The organism is Bradyrhizobium sp. BRP23 (assembly GCF_020194135.1).
GTDB classification, from domain to species: domain Bacteria; phylum Pseudomonadota; class Alphaproteobacteria; order Rhizobiales; family Xanthobacteraceae; genus Bradyrhizobium; species Bradyrhizobium yuanmingense.
The window spans coordinates 887186-901744 of the sequence record NZ_JADYVW010000001.1; the positions used below are offsets into that span (position 1 = coordinate 887186).

Here is a 14559-nt window from a genome sequence, read left to right on the forward strand (position 1 = left end):
TCATTCCCTATTCTGACAAAAAATTCAGGCGAGCAGCTTCATTGCGGCGCCGACGAGACGCTCTGCGTCGAGCGGCAGACGCGCCTTGCCGACGACGCGCATTCCCTGCGTGATGCAGAGCATCAGCCGCGCGGTGTCGTCGGCTACGACATGGCGGGGGATCGAGCCATCGGCCTGTCCGGCGCGGATGAGGCCGGCGATGAAGCTCTCGTTGCTCGCGAGCTGTGTGCTGACGCGGGCACCCACGACCGGATCGAGCGCGGACAGTTCGACCGCGCTGCCGACCACGAGGCAGCCGCGCCGCCCCTCGCTGCCCCGGGAATGCTCGACATAGGACAGCAGCACGTTGCGGATTTGCTCGCGGCCGTTTGCACCACGCGCCGCCGCGCTGCGGGTCTGCTGCTGGCGCAGGGCCGTGTAGCGCTCGAAGGCGGCGAGAAACACCGCATGCTTGTCGCGAAACGCCTTGTAGATGCTTCCCGTCGCGAGCCGCATCGCCGCAGTGAGGTCCCCGATCGAGGTGGCATGATAGCCGCGCTCACGAAACACGCGCACGGCGCGGTCGAGCGCGGTGTCCATGTCGAATTCCCGGGGACGGCCGGGCAGACGGGCGGCAGGTCGGGAGCGGCGGGCGGTCTTTTGCATTGCGGGATAATAGGGAATGAACGTTTCCGAATAAACACACGTGGTCGTGAAGAGAATCAATCACGAAGGAGAGAGAGTCACCCCCTCCGCGGCACCGGCGTCCCATCCGCCATGATCGTCACGCCCTTCCGCTCGACGATCATGCCGTAGGCGCGCGGCTGGCGGTGCACGTCGAAATTGAAGGTGGTGCGCTTGTAGGAACTGCAGAGATCGAGATCGCAGCGCGCCAGCGCGATCTCGTCGCCCTTTGTCGTGCAGGCCGCAATGATCTCGCCCGAGGGCGCGATGATGCAGCTGCCTCCGATGTGGTCGACGCCCTCCTCCACACCGGCCTTGGCGACCCCGACCACGAATGTGCCGTTCTGATAGGCGCCGGCCTGCATCACCAGATGATTGTGGAACAGCGAGAGATCGTCATGCTCCGGCGCGGGCGGATTGTGCACGGGCGTGTTGTAGCCGATCAGCACCATCTCGACGCCCTGCAGGCCCATCACGCGATAGGTCTCGCTCCAGCGGCGGTCGTTGCAGATCGCCATGCCGATCACGCCGCCGAAGGCACCGACCACGCCGAAGCCGCTGCCGGGCTCGAAATAGCGCTTCTCCAGATGCTGGAATTCGCGCCACGGTTCGTGCTCGGCATGGCCGGGCAGATGCACCTTGCGATATTTCAGGACGATCGCGCCGCTCTTGTCGACGAGGATGGACGTGTTGTAGCGCCTGACAATCCCGACCTCGAGCGTCAGTTCGGCATAGCCGAGGCAGAAGCCGATGCCGAGCTGGCGGGCGAGATCGAACAGCGCCTGTGTCTCGGCACCCGGCATCTCGCGCTCGAAGAAGCTGTCGATCTCGGCCTGGTCCTCGAAGTACCAGCGCGGAAAGAACGTGGTCAGCGCCAGCTCGGGATAGACGATCAGGTCGCAGCCGCAGGCCCGCGCCTCGCGCATCAACGCCATCAGTCGCGCCACCACCGCGGACCTCGACTCGCTCCTCGCGATCGGTCCGAGCTGGCCGGCTGCAATGGTCACAGTTCTCGTCACGCGTCGTTCCTCATCTTTTTCGAGTGCGCCCGGCCAGAGCCTATCACCCGCGCGCACAGGCCGCCTCGGCGCCCCGTACTGAGGGCGCAATCAAATTCCGGGCCTGCGGGTATCATCGTGCGGCGCTGGGTGAGCACCAAACAGGAACTTCGTTGCCGATCTGCAACGGTTCCCCGCCGTCTGAAGCCGGACAAAACAAACTCCCATTCCGGCCATGAACCGCTCTCACAAGGCCGTGAGACTATCAGGGGAACGACGATGCGCGCACAACGCGTTTGGAAAGTGAATGGGGCCGCCAGCATCGGGCAGCTTCAATCGAGATTAGACGATCTGAATAAGCGTCTCGGTCAGCTCGAAAACCAGCATCCGGACAGCTGGAAGCTCGAGGAGCTGAGATCGAGCGCGCTCAGCCTGTCGCGGGAGATCGACGACATCCGCTGCGCCGAAGCGACGGCGGCCTTGAGCGAGCTGCTGCGGAAATAGTCGGCCTGCCGATTCGCGCCGGCGCAGGGAACCAAGCGCGGCGGCGGCCATTTCCATGCAAAGCATGGAGCAAGACCATGAGCAGGCAGCTGACGCGCGCCGATCTCGCGCGCGACGTGGCCGGGCCCACGCTGGTTCTGTGCACGGCGGCGGCCTTCACCATCGCGCGCCATTTCTCATTGTGAAGAATTTGACGCTGTGAGGGATTTTGCATGACGTCCGATCCCGAGGAGCAGGTCAGGCTGCAAGGCTACGGCGAGATGACGCTGCGCACCGCGGTCGAGACCTTGATGCTGCTCGCACCGCGTGAGCGGTCCGAGGCCGCGATCTATCGCGTCCGCGACGGCGTGCGCCTCGCGCAAAGCGAGGTCGCCGAGCTCGCATCACACTGGGGTATCCAGCCCGCGCCCAACGTGCGATCGCCGAGACTGGTGCCGGAGCAGCACTGGCAAGACGTCGTCCGCGGCATGGTGCGCGACGCCCCGCTGCCGTCGCTGCTGGTGGCCTTTCTGGTCGGTGTGCTGGTCGCTCGCAGATGATGCGCGCTCGCGATGACGCGCTCACGTCAATGGAAATCGCGGCGTTCCGTGAAACCCGAGGAAACCTTTTTTGCTCGCGAAAACGCGACCGTTCCGCGCGGAACGTCTCGCGGCAGGAGGGATTGGTCCCCCGTTAAGCCTCGAACATGGAGACAACCATGACACGTACGAAACTCGTGAGCGTCGCCGCAACTCTGGCCGCGATTTTGCCGCTCGCAACTGTAAGCCCCAGCCTCGCTGCGGGCCGCGGTCCCGGCCCGTGCACCCCACCGGCTGGAGAAGCAGTCGGCGCCGCCGGGCCCGCCATGAGCGGCGGCCAGTTGATGGCCGGCATCGGCCAATGCCAGCGCATCGGCAGTTGGCACCCTGCCAACACCTACGGTTATTGGGGCCCGGGATACGGCTATGACGGGCCTCGCTGGGGCGCATCAGCCTACGCACCCTACGAAGACTAGGCCCTTCACATCAGAAGATCACAGCGGCGCGGTCGATCACGGCCGCGCCGTTTGCGTTGGAGGGTGGCAAACATGAGGCGGCGCGGCCATCGAGACCTTGATTTGCAGCGGCCCGAAGCATGACGAATAGTCTTAGCAACCGCCTGCCAGAGCAGGATCAATCACTTCTGTTCGCTTGCCCGCATCTGCTCGGCAAAAGGACGCAGGGCTTCGGACATGTCGTCGAGGCGTTTCTGCCACTCCGCGCCAGGCAGGAAGGCGATCACCGGCTCGTCGCCGGGCGAACCCGTCAGGTACTCTGGACTACGCAGGCCCTCGGCGATCCCGGCTTCCAGCTTCTTGACGATGTCGTCCGGAACGCCCTTGGGGACCGCGAAGCCGCGTTCCGCCGTCGTCATGACCGGAAAGCCCGCCTCCTCTGCCGTCGGAACGCCCGGCAGCGATGGAAAGCGCTTCTTCGACAGGATCGCGATGACACGAAGTGGCCCCTTGTTGGTGCCATGCAATTCGGGGATCTCGCTGAGGGTGACCATGCCGACGTCCAGATGCCCGCCCAGGAGATCGGTCCGCTGTGCGGCCGTTCCTCTGTAGGAGATCTCGTTGGGCTCGACTTTCGCGGCTGCCGCAAGCATGCGAATGGCCAGATGACCGTTCGTGCCGGCACCATTGTGACCGAAGGTCACCGAGCCCGGCTTGCTGCGCAGTGCGGCAACGACATCCGGCAGATTGCTGAATCTGCTATCGGCAGGCACCACCATGACATTCGGATCTTCGACGACGCGAGCGACCAGCCGGATTTCATCCGTGGTGTATTGGGTTTTGCGGGTCATTGGCAGGAAGTTGTAGCCTGGCACGTTGACGACACCGATCGAATAGCCCTCGGGCGCCGCGCGCGCGATCGACGCAAACGCGATCTCTCCGCCGGCGCCGGGCTTGTTCAGGACGACGAACTTCGCCTTGCCGCCCAGCACACGCTCGACAAAGGGAAGGAGCTTGCGCGCCATGACATCGGTGCCGCCGCCGGGCGCAAAGCCGACGACGACTTCGATCGGCTTGTCGTCGGGCCACGCGGCCCATGCCGACCCGCAGGCCGCGAAGCCAAAAGCCGTAGCGAGCGCGATGATTTTATTGTTCATGATTTCCAGCCCTGTTTTTGTTATTGGCCGATCGCGCCTCAGGCGCGCGATCAGCTTGGGACTCATCTAGCCGTCGGGATGACTGGAGGGCAACCGGCGAGGCACCACGGCCCGGCGCTGATGGTGGCGTTTTTGGTGGGTGTGCTGATGGCGCGGCGGTAGGCCCCTGACCTAGCTCCGCAAGTCGGAACCGCCGGCGCTCGCTTCTGGCAAGCCATGCTACCGCGACAGGCCACCCTGCCCCGCCAAATCGGCCGTGGACCCAATCCCGAAATCGTTGCAAAAAGGCGTCCTGAGGCGCCGGCAGCCGGTCTGCCAAGACTCTGGAAAACGTCGACTTTTGGAAGAATGGTCGGAGTGGCAGGATTCGAACCTGCGACCCCTGCGTCCCGAACGCAGTGAATATCTTCTAAGTTATTGATTTTTATCGAGGTGGCAGCGGTTACCGTCCCGTTTTGTTCACGGTCGTTTCACCCAATTCGTTGCGATTTCGTTGCGGCGTTCTCTGGGGGAACGGGGCACAAGTGTGCGCGCTGGTTTGAACTTGGATCTGCTGATTTAGCCGCGTTTGTCAGAATCACCGCCCATCGATGCCACCGGAGGCGCCCGTGATCACGAAAATGCGAAATCCGGGACTGCTAAAGGGGAGAAGCCAACGAATAGATCACTGAAGACGGTCCGTTCCGTGCGACTCAAACCGTCACATGTGTAGATCACGCGCTCTGGGGCCGGGTCGCGGGATCGTGGTCGAGTAGCTCGGCCATTTGGCTTTGCCCTCACAGATCCGGGCAGGCGGCTTTCCCGCACCCGGCTCTTCCCGAGGGTAACCCGCGTCATATCCGCGCCTGCGCCCATGTGCGAGTGATGCGTGGAGTTGGCAGGCGGAAGCGTGCCGTCAGGGTCTCGAACTCCGGCCAGCCCATGCGCCGACTTTTCTGGCTACGCCGTCTCAGACAACGCAGCCAGGTCCGACGCACTTCGCGGTAGAAGCCGTTGAGCGCTGGATAATTGTGCGGCCTGCCATAATAGCCATAGTGCCCGCGCAGAACGGCGGCGAACTACTCGTGCTGCGTGGCCAGTGGCGCGTGCATGAGCCGCCAGGCCTCCTGGCGCAACGCCGTCAGCTTGCGCGTCAGGCGTTTCCCTTCCGTCTTGTGCCTCACGATGAACCGGCCATCTCGGGTCCGCCCGCAGTAGTGGGTGAAGCCGAGGAAGGCGAAGGTCTCTGGCCGCCGCTCGCCCCGCCGCTGACGCGAGAGGGCCGCGAACCGGCCAAACTCGATCAGCCGCGTCTTGTCCTCATGGAGCGTCAGGCCGAAGCTGGCCAGCCGCGCCTTGAGGGCCAACAGCATTTCCCGCGCATCTGCCTTGTTCTCGAAGCCCATGACGAAGTCGTCCGCGTAGCGCACGATCACGATACGACCGCGTGCGTGGCGATGACGCCATTTCTGGGTCCAGAGATCGAGGATGTAGTGCAGGAAGATGTTGGCAGGAGCGGGCTGATGCCCGCCCCTTGCGGCGTGCCCCTGTCCGTCTCTTGCTTCTCGCCGCTCTCAAGAACGCCGGCTCGCAGCCACAGCCCGATGAGCTGCAAGATGCGAGGATCGGCGATCCTGTGCGCCAGCATCCGCAACAGCCACTCGTGGTCGACCGAGTCGAAGGAAGCGGCCACAGACTGCCCATCGCCAAGATATTCCGGCTTCGGTAACGATCACGCGCACGCGTCACGCTTTCGAAGGTCGGACGCTGGCCGTCATCAGTACCATCAGGCGGCGCGGCATCCACTTTCTCCTCACGGTTCTGCCGGATGGCAGTCGGTCGTTGATTCCGGCGAGCTGGACCGATTGGAAGGTGGAGCCGCTTGGAGGCACGCCGCCAATCGATGCCGATGACGCTGTCCACGATCTCGGCAGGCTCGGTGATTTGCTCCACTTGCGCAAGCTGGTCGACGCTCTTTGCATCCGGGGTGCCGAGTCGGCGCCGTGCAAGGAGAGCCGCCATGCAATTGAACCTGGACTTGTTCGATCAGCCCGAGGTTCCACCAAGCGCGCCAGTCGCGTGGGACCAAATCGACGAAGCCGCCCGCATCGCGGCAATCGAGCTTCTGGCGCGCCTCATGTCACGCCTGCTTCAGAGCGGCCCGGCGACGGAGGCAAGCGATGAATGAGCACGTCAAGATTACGTCAATTCATCTCTCTCGACAGGCCGTCGTCTATCTGCGCCAATCCAGCGCCGCACAGGTCGAGCACAACCGCGAATCGACCGAGCGGCAATATGCACTTGTCGGCAAAGCGCGCGACCTCGGCTGGCCCGATGACCGCATCATCGTTATCGACGAGGATCTTGGCCTCTCCGGTTCGGGCACGGTGGCGCGTTCGGGCTTTGCCCGCCTCACCGCCGAAGTGGCGCTCGCGCGCGTCGGACTGGTGCTCGGTCTCGAAGTCTCGCGGCTCGCGCGTAATAACGCCGAATGGTACCGCCTGATTGATCTGGCCGGATTCACCGACACGCTGATCGGCGATGCCGACGGCATTTATCATCCGGCCATGTTCAATGACCGTCTCTTGCTGGGGCTCAAAGGCACGATGAGCGAAGCCGAACTGCACGTGCTGCGGGCTCGCCTCAACGGTGGAATCCGCAACAAGGCGGCGCGCGGCGAACTGCGCCGCGGTCTGCCGGTCGGCTTCGTCTGGGGCGAGACTGATGGCGAGGTCCGCTTCCATCCCGATGAGGCTGTCGTTACCGCCATTCGCCATGTTTTTGCGCGCTTTGCCGAGATGGGATCGGCACGTCGCGTTTGGCTCTGGTTTCGGTCCGAGGGGCTCACGTTCCCGCTGCAGCTGCACGCCCGCGCCGAGATCCGCTGGGTCGAGGCCAGTTACACCGCCATCCACCAGGTCTTGACCAATCCCGTCTATGCCGGCGCCTATGTCTATGGCAAAACGCGCCATGAGACGATTCTCGATGGCACTGGCGCGCGCAAGCAGCGGATTCGATTCTTGCCGCGTTCCCAATGGCAGGTTCTCATCCCCGAGCATCATCCAGGCTTCATCGATTGGCAGACCTATGAAGCAAATCAGCAACGTCTCGCCGCGAACACGCGACCTCAGCCGCACAAGGGCGGCGGTGCCGTGAGAGAGGGTGGCGCCCTCCTGCAAGGTCTTGCCAGTTGCGGCCATTGCGGCCGCCGCCTGCACACCCACTATCGCGGACGCAATGCTTCGCCAGGCTATCACTGTGCTGGCAAAGTGCTGGTCGAGAACCGAGGCGTCTACTGCCTCAATATCGGCGGCGTTCAAATCGACCACGCCATCACCCAAGCGTTCATCGCCGCCTTAGAACCCGCAAAGCTGACCGCGACACTCACCGCCGCGGAACGGCTTGAGGCGGATCGCGAGGCGGGGCTCAAGCAATGGCGACTTGCCGCGGAACGCGCCAGCTACGAAGCCCGGCGTGCAGAACGGCGCTATCGCGCCGTCGATCCCGATAACCGTCTCGTCGCGCGCGGTTCTCGAGCGAGAGTGGGAAGCGTGCCTGAAGGCGCTGGAGGCCGCCAAGGCCGATCTTGCGCGTCGTGAGGCTGCTCGCCCCCATACGATCAGCCAACAGGAGCGTGACCGCCTGCTCGCGCTCGGACCTGATCTCGTCTCCGTCTGGAACGCAAGCACGACGACGCCGCGCGACCGGAAAGAGTTGCTGCGGACGCTCCTCGACGAGGTCATCGTCAAAGTCGATCGCGAGGCCTTTGCCGCCCATTTGACGCTGCGCTGGAAGGGCGGCGCGCTGACCGAGATTGATCTCGGCCTGCCCCGATCGCGGCCAGCGACGATCCGCACCGACGAGGATACAGTTGCGCTCCTGCGACGACTGGCAGTGCATTATCCCGATGCCGTGATCGCCGGCATCCTCAACCGGCAGAGCCGCACAACGGCCTACGGCCACCGCTCGACCGCAACCGCGTCGGTAATTTACGCCGGCACTGGAAGATCCCAGGCTTCCAAGATAAACCGCAAGCCGCCGGCCCGATCTTTTGACCATCAAGCAAGCCGCCGCCGCGCTTGGTGTCGCTCCCTCGACGATCCATCGTTTGCTCAACGACGGCATTATCGCCGGCGAGCAGCTCACGCCAGGCGCTCCCTGGCGCATTCGCCTGACCGATGAACTCAAGGCCCGCTTCAACAGTGAAACGTCCGACGACTTTCTGCCGATGCGCGAGGCTATGCGGGCGCTCGGGGTCTCGCGCCAAACCGTCTTGCAGCGAGTCAAGCGCGGCGAACTCGAAGCCGTGCACGTTGTGCGCGGGAAGCAAAAAGGACTCCGCATCAAGGTCTTAGCCCCGCAAGCCGGCCTTTTCGACCAAACCGCATGAACCAGGGGGTATTATGAAGCCACGTCCAAGAAGCTGCGTATGTCGGCATCGAGCACCCAGTTCACGTGCTGGCTCATGATCGCCGTATGCAGAGCATCAAGCACCATGTGAGGATTCCGCCCCGGCCGGAAGCCATAGGAGAACCCGAGGAAGTCGGCCTCGTAGACGGCGCTCAGCACCTCGGCCACCGCGCTTTGGACAATCTTGTCCTCTAGCGCCGGCACGCCGAGAGGCCGCTTACCGCCATCGGCTTTGGGGATGTAGACGCGCCGCACCGGCTGTGGCCGGTAACGACCGGAGTGGACCCGTCCGCAGAGGTCGCGGAGGTTATCCGTCAGCCTCTCTTCGTACTTCGCCACCGTCACCTCATCGACCCCCGCGCTGGCCTGCCGCTTTTGTCGTCGAAACGCCCGAAGAAGAGCGTCGTCATCGACATGGTGCAGCAGGGCCGTGAACCGGGTTTGGACAGCTTGCTTGGCTGCCGCGCTCACCCGCTTGAGGTTCGGCGGCAAGGTAACCCGGCTCTGTGTCCGGACCTTGGCCTCCTCGCGCAGGCTCCCCTCGGGCTGGTCCCTTCCCTCCATGCGTCTCGTTACCTTCGACGACTTCACAGGTAGTATGGACCAGTCCGACTCCCGACCTCAGCTCGGACAACGGCTCTGGCAGTGCCTTGCCGCTGTCCCCCGCTGGAGATCAATCCAGCGGACCCGGTCGGGCCTCTCATGTTCCGATGATTGCCTTCCGTGCGTGATGCGGCCATCGACCCCGACGGAGCGGCATCGTCTCGCGTATCGACGATGCTCATGCAGCCTTCGTGCTTAGGGAACACACTCGGCCTCCGCGAACATCCACCTTTCGAGGCTCATTCCCGCACCCCGCACGACTCCTGTCTACACTTCGGACTCCAGCGTTGCCGCGACGCCCGCAAGACTCGGTCCCGGCTTGCCTGCTACGGCTTTGGCCGGATGGGACTTGCACCCACAAGCAATCATCAGCTTGGCATGACGTACTCCCTGAGCGTGGTGTAACTGGCGGTGGGATACCGCGTTCGCCGGCAAGAGCCGGACTAGTCAGCTGGCGATAGCCGGGAGGCTGACGGTTGGATCATTACTCAACGGCGCGATGGTTTCCAGCGTCATGTAGCGGGCCCGCTGAACCGCCCACTCGTCGTTCTGCTCGAGAAGGATCGCGCCGACCAGGCGAACGATGGCGTCTTCATTTGGGAAGATGCCAACCACCTCGGTCCGCCGCTTGATCTCGCCGTTGAGGCGCTCGATCGGATTGGTAACCGGTATGAGATGTCTCGGTGCCAACGTTCCCGCTGCGGTGTTCTACATCGTGGCGTATGGTGCGACCATCGGGACAGAGGCACCGGGAGCACGAAGTGCGGGCAGGCCGATGTTATTCGATGAGCCGAGAGCTCGAGTTAGTAGCTGGCCGCCTCTGCGACTCGCCCGGTTGCGCTGGGAGCGCGAATCCGTAGTTGTCGTGTCGCCCGCAGCTCCCGTCATTATGTCTGGCAGGAGGTGCGAATGCGACGGGTGATTGGCATCGACGTCCACCGAACTTTCGGCGAGGTGGTGTTTTGGGAGGACGGCAGGCTCCGACATGCGGGCCGCATCGATATGACGCGGACTGCGCTGGAGGGATTTGGCAAGACCCTGCTGGCCAGTGATGAGGTGGTGCTCGAAGCGACTGCCAACAGCATGGCGGTGTCGCGGGTTCTGGCGCCGTTCGTGGCACGGGTGATTATCGCCAATCCGCTGCAGGTGAAGGCGATCGCCCAGGCTCACGTTAAGACCGACAAGATCGATGCCGGCACGCTCGCCAGTCTGCAGGCGGCCGGGTACCTGCCGCAGATCTGGACGCCTGACGCGGAGACCGAACGCAAGCGTCGGCTGGTGGCGCGGCGCTACCAGGTCGTGCGGCATCGCACGCGGCTCAAGAACGAGGTGCATTCGATCCTGCACGCGCACCTAATCCCGAAGTGCCCGCATGCCGATCTTTTCAACGCCCGCGGCCGGGCGTGGTTGGCCGCCCAACAGCTGCCGCACGATGAGCGCGCGGCCATCGATCGGCATGTCCGTGAGCTTGACCGGCTGGCGGAAGACCTGGCTCTGCTCGACCGTGAGATCGCTCAGGACGCCATCGACGACCTCGCGGTCAACAGATTGATGACGATCACCGGCGTCAATCTGGCGGTCGCCGCCGGCATCGTGGCGGCGATCGGCGACATCAGCCGGTTCGACAGCCCGCAGAAGCTGGTGAGCTATTTCGGGCTGAACCCGCGGGTGCGGCAGTCGGGACTGGGAGCCGCCCATCACGGTCGCATCAGCAAGATCGGCCGCAGTCACGCGCGCGCCATGCTGGTCGAGGCCGCCTGGGCCGCGGCCAAGGCGCCCGGTCCACTGCATGCTTTTTTCGTGCGGATTCGCGCCCGGCGTGGCCATCAGGTCGCCGCGGTGGCCGTGGCTCGCAAGCTCACGGTGCTCTGCTGGCATTTGTTGACGAAGGGCGAAGATTAGCTGTGGGCGCGTCCGGCGCTGGTCGCCAACAAGACCCGCGCAATGCAACTTCAAGCTGGACATCCGCAACAGAAGGGCAGCCGGCTGCGGACCAGCCTATGCCTACAACATCAAGGCGCTGCGCGACCGTGAGATGTTGATTGCCGCCCAGGCGGAGCGAAACTACGAACAATTGGTGTCGCAATGGAAACCGCGGCGGCCAAAACCTGGCGCGCGGGCGCCTCAGCTCGGCAGGACAAAATAGGCAGTCCGGTGACGCTTTCAGCCGACGCGTCACGCTTCGCCACGAGGTCGCCCGCGCCGGACAACCATAACCGCCGCTGACGGCAGTGCCAGCCAGGAATGCAGTCCCGTTCCACGCCAGCATGCCGCCGTGCTCGGGCCGGTCAAGGCCAAGCCGTGCGGTGGCCGCAAACGCGGCCAGCCTTGACCGACCCTGCGCGCGGCGGCTGCGAGATCGGTGACCGGGACGGAAGAATGGCCCGCGCCGCGGCCGAACAAAAGAATGGACGCGATTTCCGCATAGTCATCGGGGCGATCATTTAAAAATCGCTTGTCCATCTCATCCGTCGAATGCAGCTTGGCACGGTGCTGAGGCGGGAAGCTCATATAGGCGAGCACGTCTGGCTCGGCCTCATCCATGAAGGCGGCGAGCTTTGGCAGTTTGGGACGGAGCTGGTCGGCGACCTTGCGCCACTGAGCCCTGGCCGCTTCGGCATCGTCCTGGGCAAAGGCGGTGGCGATGAAGGCGGAGACGACGCGTCTTCCGCTCTTGCCGGCATGGGCCAGGACGTTGCGCATGAAGTGGACGCGGGCGTCGTTGAACAAGTGGTTCACCGAATCCGCTCGATGCAGCGACCGGCCCATTCATGCCTTCACATCAACCCGGCACTCCGCGCGATGCCGACGGAGACGCGTCGAGGGAGGCGATCAAGCACAAAAGAAGCGCAACAAGAGCGGCTGCCAGCCGCTTGAGGTTGATGGCGGCGGCCGTCAGATAGGCCTGGATCTTCATGTTCGGTAGACCACGCCGTATGGCGCGCGCCAGCCCATGCCAGGTCTTGGCTTCGCCATGGAAGCCCTCTGAACGCCAGCGATGACGCTGATAGAGCCGTCGATCCTGCCAGCTCCATCGTTCGCGACGGCGCCGGGCGCGGAGCAGTGCCGGATAATCGTTCCCTACAACAACTGCCTTATTAACTCGCCCCTTCGATAGGCAATCACCCTTGAGCGGACACCGGGCACAATCCTTTGCCTTTGAGTAAAAGAAACGGCCGTGCTTGATGGGTCGCGCGGGCCGCAAGACACGTCCTCGCGGGCACTTCAGGATGTCGTGCTTGGCGTCGTACCGGAAGCGCCTGAGCGGTACGCGACTCTTGATCGGTTCAGCTTTAGCTGGGATCAGGGCATCGATGCCGCGCCGTTCGAGAGCACCGTATACTTTAGCGTAGGCATAGCCGGCATCGGCGGTGACCGTTTTGATGTCAATGCCTGTAATCGCTTCAACCTCGTCGACTTGCGGCTCGATCATCTCGCCTTCGTTCGTTTGTCCAGTTGTGACCGCGACGTCCAAAATGACTCCGACCTTGTCATCGACGGCCGTGTGCTGCTTGTAAGAGGGCTCCAGCCGCCGGTTGCGGGCATTCGTGGCCATCGTCGCATCGGGGTCGGTCGTGCAGACCTTCTTGTACTTGCCACTCTGTCGGCCCGTTTTCTCAGCCTCGCTTTCATCCTCGTTTTGATTTTCGCTCAGGACATCCACCACATGCTGCTCGGTGAGGCTGTCCCAACTCACATTGGCGCGGATCAGCGACGCATCGATGTGGACCACCTCCGCAGTGGCGATCTTGGCCTTCAGGCAGGCCTCGACCGTGCGCTTGAAGATCCTACGGAACCGCTCTTCGCCCCAGCGCTGGCGAATGCGCGTCAGGCTTGAATGGTGCGGTAGTTGCTCATGCAGGCCATAACCGACAAACCAGCGGATCGCGATGTTGACCTGAGCTTCACGCATCAGCTTGCGATCGTGCACGATGCCGCTGAGCAGACCGGCGAGCATCAGCCGTACCGCCGCTTCGGGATCGATGCCGGGCCGGCCGTCATTCGCGCAGTAACAGTCGGTGACCTCTTGCCTTAGCCAAGTCAGGTCGAGCACACGATCGACCCGCGCCAGCACGTGCTCGTCTGGGACGAGTTGTTTGAGCGAGCCGGTGATGAAGAGCTCAAGCTGATCCCGCTCCTTGCGCCCCAGCATCTCGTTTGCTCCGCCGATCGCGAATCGCCGACAAGAATGGAATCAGTCAATTCGGACTTTTTCAACGATCCCACGCGGCAGCGCTGCCAGGCGGTGTTGAGCACCTTGCTGACGGCGGCCTTGATGCCCTCATGCGCATCGGAGATCACGAGCTTGACGCCACGAAGCCCGCGCCGAGCGAGCTTGAGCAAGAACGCGGTCCAGAACGTCTCGGCCTCCGAGGGACCGATGTCCATGCCGAGAACTTCACGCCGGCCGTAGTCGTCCGTGAAGAGTGGCTAAGCGATTGAGCTAGAATCGCATTTGTCGTTGTGGACTGTTTTGCGTTTGCAGGGGTTTGATGCTTCGGGCGTCGGAACCTTGCAATTTCATTTTCAGGATTCGGTCGAATCGCCAACCATGATTCCGTCATCGCATCGGAGGTGGCGATGCGACCGAAGAAGCACAGGACGACGGGATCGGGCGATCTGTTCCGGGCCAGGCTGGACCAAATCATCAATATGAAGCACGAGCTGGTTCAGCTCGCCGGCAAGGTCGATTGGGACTGGATCGACGGCGAGATCGCGCCGCTCTACAGCGAGAATGGTCGGCCCGGGATCGCGAGCCGCTTCATGATCGGGCTGTTGCTGCTCAAGCACATTTACGGGCTGTCCGATGAGGGGGGTGTGCGAGCGCTGGGTCCACGACCCATATTTCCAGTACTTTACCGGCGAAGAGTTCTTCCAGCACGCATTCCCGCAGGAGCGCTCGGACCTGAGCCACTGGCGCAAGCGGCTCGGCGACAAGCTGGAGCTGTTGCTGGCCGAGAGCTTGCGGGTGGCACACGAGGCCGGCGCGTTGCGCAGCCAGGACCTCAAGCGGGTCACGGTCGGTCGAGTAGCCCCCGGGGAATTGCACCCCGAGGCTCTCACGAAACCGGACGTGAACCTCTCGATTCATCCGGCTTCTATCTTCCAGCCGCAGGTCGAATGCCGACTCGCCACAAATAGAGTAGGTTCGGATCGCGCTGTGCGAGCCGTCCCAACCAATATACTGAGGCGACTTTCCGGCCTTTCAACCGCTTGTATTTCCGCCTCGTCCAGCGGGCGAGCGCGTCGTTTACGTGACGAAGGACGTTGA

Annotated in this window: 12 protein-coding genes and 5 pseudogenes; 8 read left to right on the forward strand and 9 right to left on the reverse strand. The window is 63.4% G+C overall.

Features of this window, described 5'->3' with window-relative positions:
- Positions 1 to 24: 24 nt before the first annotated feature.
- Together I6F24_RS04110 and I6F24_RS04115 are read right to left on the reverse strand one after the other, a co-directional pair.
- Entirely contained in the window at positions 25 to 579 is a 555-nt protein-coding gene (locus I6F24_RS04110) for a TetR/AcrR family transcriptional regulator (RefSeq protein ID WP_225127590.1), read from the reverse strand.
- 143 nt (positions 580 to 722) lie between these two features.
- A complete protein-coding gene (locus tag I6F24_RS04115) occupies positions 723 to 1682 on the reverse strand; it encodes an N-carbamoyl-D-amino-acid hydrolase (RefSeq protein ID WP_225112606.1) in 960 nt (319 codons plus the stop codon).
- A 129-nt stretch (positions 1683 to 1811) separates the two neighbouring features.
- Here I6F24_RS04115 and I6F24_RS04120 point away from each other — a divergent pair, with 129 nt between their 5' ends.
- From I6F24_RS04120 to I6F24_RS04130, 3 genes are all read left to right on the forward strand, one after another.
- On the forward strand, positions 1812 to 2165 hold the full coding sequence (locus I6F24_RS04120; RefSeq protein ID WP_225112605.1) for a hypothetical protein: 354 nt from the start codon (positions 1812 to 1814) through the stop codon (positions 2163 to 2165).
- A gap of 212 nt (positions 2166 to 2377) precedes the next feature.
- Complete coding sequence (locus tag I6F24_RS04125; protein WP_036003836.1) at positions 2378 to 2704, forward strand: hypothetical protein; 327 nt, start codon at positions 2378 to 2380, stop codon at positions 2702 to 2704.
- Positions 2705 to 2862: 158 nt separating this feature from the next.
- Positions 2863 to 3159 (forward strand): hypothetical protein, encoded by a 297-nt coding sequence (locus I6F24_RS04130; protein WP_100213453.1) that lies wholly within the window; start codon positions 2863 to 2865, stop codon positions 3157 to 3159.
- A 161-nt stretch (positions 3160 to 3320) separates the two neighbouring features.
- Here the strand turns inward: I6F24_RS04130 and I6F24_RS04135 are convergent, their stop codons facing one another.
- Together I6F24_RS04135 and I6F24_RS04140 are read right to left on the reverse strand one after the other, a co-directional pair.
- A complete protein-coding gene (locus I6F24_RS04135) occupies positions 3321 to 4361 on the reverse strand; it encodes a tripartite tricarboxylate transporter substrate binding protein (protein ID WP_225150091.1) in 1041 nt (346 codons plus the stop codon).
- A gap of 992 nt (positions 4362 to 5353) precedes the next feature.
- Positions 5354 to 5779, reverse strand: a complete 426-nt coding sequence (locus tag I6F24_RS04140) for a reverse transcriptase domain-containing protein (RefSeq protein ID WP_225127609.1) — start codon at positions 5777 to 5779, stop codon at positions 5354 to 5356.
- 515 nt (positions 5780 to 6294) lie between these two features.
- On the opposite strand from I6F24_RS04140, the gene I6F24_RS04145 reads away from it, so the two are divergent.
- The 3 genes from I6F24_RS04145 (at position 6295) to I6F24_RS04155 (ending at position 8664) form a co-directional block, all read left to right on the forward strand.
- On the forward strand, positions 6295 to 6462 hold the full coding sequence (locus I6F24_RS04145; protein WP_225127594.1) for a hypothetical protein: 168 nt from the start codon (positions 6295 to 6297) through the stop codon (positions 6460 to 6462).
- Positions 6455 to 7873 carry a recombinase family protein gene (locus I6F24_RS04150; protein WP_225139713.1) on the forward strand — a complete coding sequence of 473 codons (1419 nt, stop codon included), beginning with the start codon at positions 6455 to 6457 and terminating at the stop codon, positions 7871 to 7873. Before I6F24_RS04145 ends, I6F24_RS04150 begins: the two co-directional genes overlap by 8 nt.
- Before the next feature lie 452 nt (positions 7874 to 8325).
- Complete coding sequence (locus tag I6F24_RS04155) at positions 8326 to 8664, forward strand: helix-turn-helix domain-containing protein (RefSeq protein WP_225127596.1); 339 nt, start codon at positions 8326 to 8328, stop codon at positions 8662 to 8664.
- Between the two features lie 11 nt (positions 8665 to 8675).
- On the opposite strand, the gene I6F24_RS04160 is transcribed toward I6F24_RS04155, so the two are convergent.
- Both I6F24_RS04160 and I6F24_RS04165 read right to left on the reverse strand, forming a co-directional pair.
- Complete coding sequence (locus I6F24_RS04160; RefSeq protein ID WP_225127597.1) at positions 8676 to 9248, reverse strand: reverse transcriptase domain-containing protein; 573 nt, start codon at positions 9246 to 9248, stop codon at positions 8676 to 8678.
- Positions 9249 to 9734: 486 nt separating this feature from the next.
- Positions 9735 to 9950 (reverse strand): annotated as a pseudogene (locus I6F24_RS04165) (transposase); the annotation flags it as partial.
- Positions 9951 to 10214: 264 nt separating this feature from the next.
- Here I6F24_RS04165 and I6F24_RS04170 point away from each other — a divergent pair.
- Positions 10215 to 11433 (forward strand): annotated as a pseudogene (locus tag I6F24_RS04170) (IS110 family transposase).
- A 308-nt stretch (positions 11434 to 11741) separates the two neighbouring features.
- On the opposite strand, the pseudogene I6F24_RS04175 reads toward I6F24_RS04170, so the two are convergent.
- The 3 genes and pseudogenes from I6F24_RS04175 to I6F24_RS04185 form a co-directional block, all read right to left on the reverse strand.
- A pseudogene (locus I6F24_RS04175) lies at positions 11742 to 12002 on the reverse strand (transposase); the annotation flags it as partial.
- Positions 12003 to 12069: 67 nt separating this feature from the next.
- Entirely contained in the window at positions 12070 to 13440 is a 1371-nt protein-coding gene (locus I6F24_RS04180; protein WP_225127598.1) for a transposase, read from the reverse strand.
- 71 nt (positions 13441 to 13511) lie between these two features.
- Positions 13512 to 13697: pseudogene (locus I6F24_RS04185) on the reverse strand (transposase); the annotation flags it as partial.
- 171 nt (positions 13698 to 13868) lie between these two features.
- Between I6F24_RS04185 and I6F24_RS04190 the strand changes: the two are divergent.
- Positions 13869 to 14310 (forward strand): annotated as a pseudogene (locus I6F24_RS04190) (transposase); the annotation flags it as partial.
- Positions 14311 to 14559: the final 249 nt, after the last annotated feature.

Coding starts and splice junctions, on each gene's coding strand:
- I6F24_RS04110 (WP_225127590.1), bottom strand. CDS start 579: ATGGACACCGCGCTCGACCGCGCCGTGCGCGTGTTTCGTGAGCGCGGC.
- I6F24_RS04125 (WP_036003836.1), top strand. CDS start 2,378: ATGACGTCCGATCCCGAGGAGCAGGTCAGGCTGCAAGGCTACGGCGAG.
- I6F24_RS04130 (WP_100213453.1), top strand. CDS start 2,863: ATGACACGTACGAAACTCGTGAGCGTCGCCGCAACTCTGGCCGCGATT.
- I6F24_RS04135 (WP_225150091.1), bottom strand. CDS start 4,361: ATGAGTCCCAAGCTGATCGCGCGCCTGAGGCGCGATCGGCCAATAACA.
- I6F24_RS04145 (WP_225127594.1), top strand. CDS start 6,295: ATGCAATTGAACCTGGACTTGTTCGATCAGCCCGAGGTTCCACCAAGC.
- I6F24_RS04150 (WP_225139713.1), top strand. CDS start 6,455: ATGAATGAGCACGTCAAGATTACGTCAATTCATCTCTCTCGACAGGCC.
- I6F24_RS04160 (WP_225127597.1), bottom strand. CDS start 9,248: ATGGAGGGAAGGGACCAGCCCGAGGGGAGCCTGCGCGAGGAGGCCAAG.
- I6F24_RS04180 (WP_225127598.1), bottom strand. CDS start 13,440: ATGCTGGGGCGCAAGGAGCGGGATCAGCTTGAGCTCTTCATCACCGGC.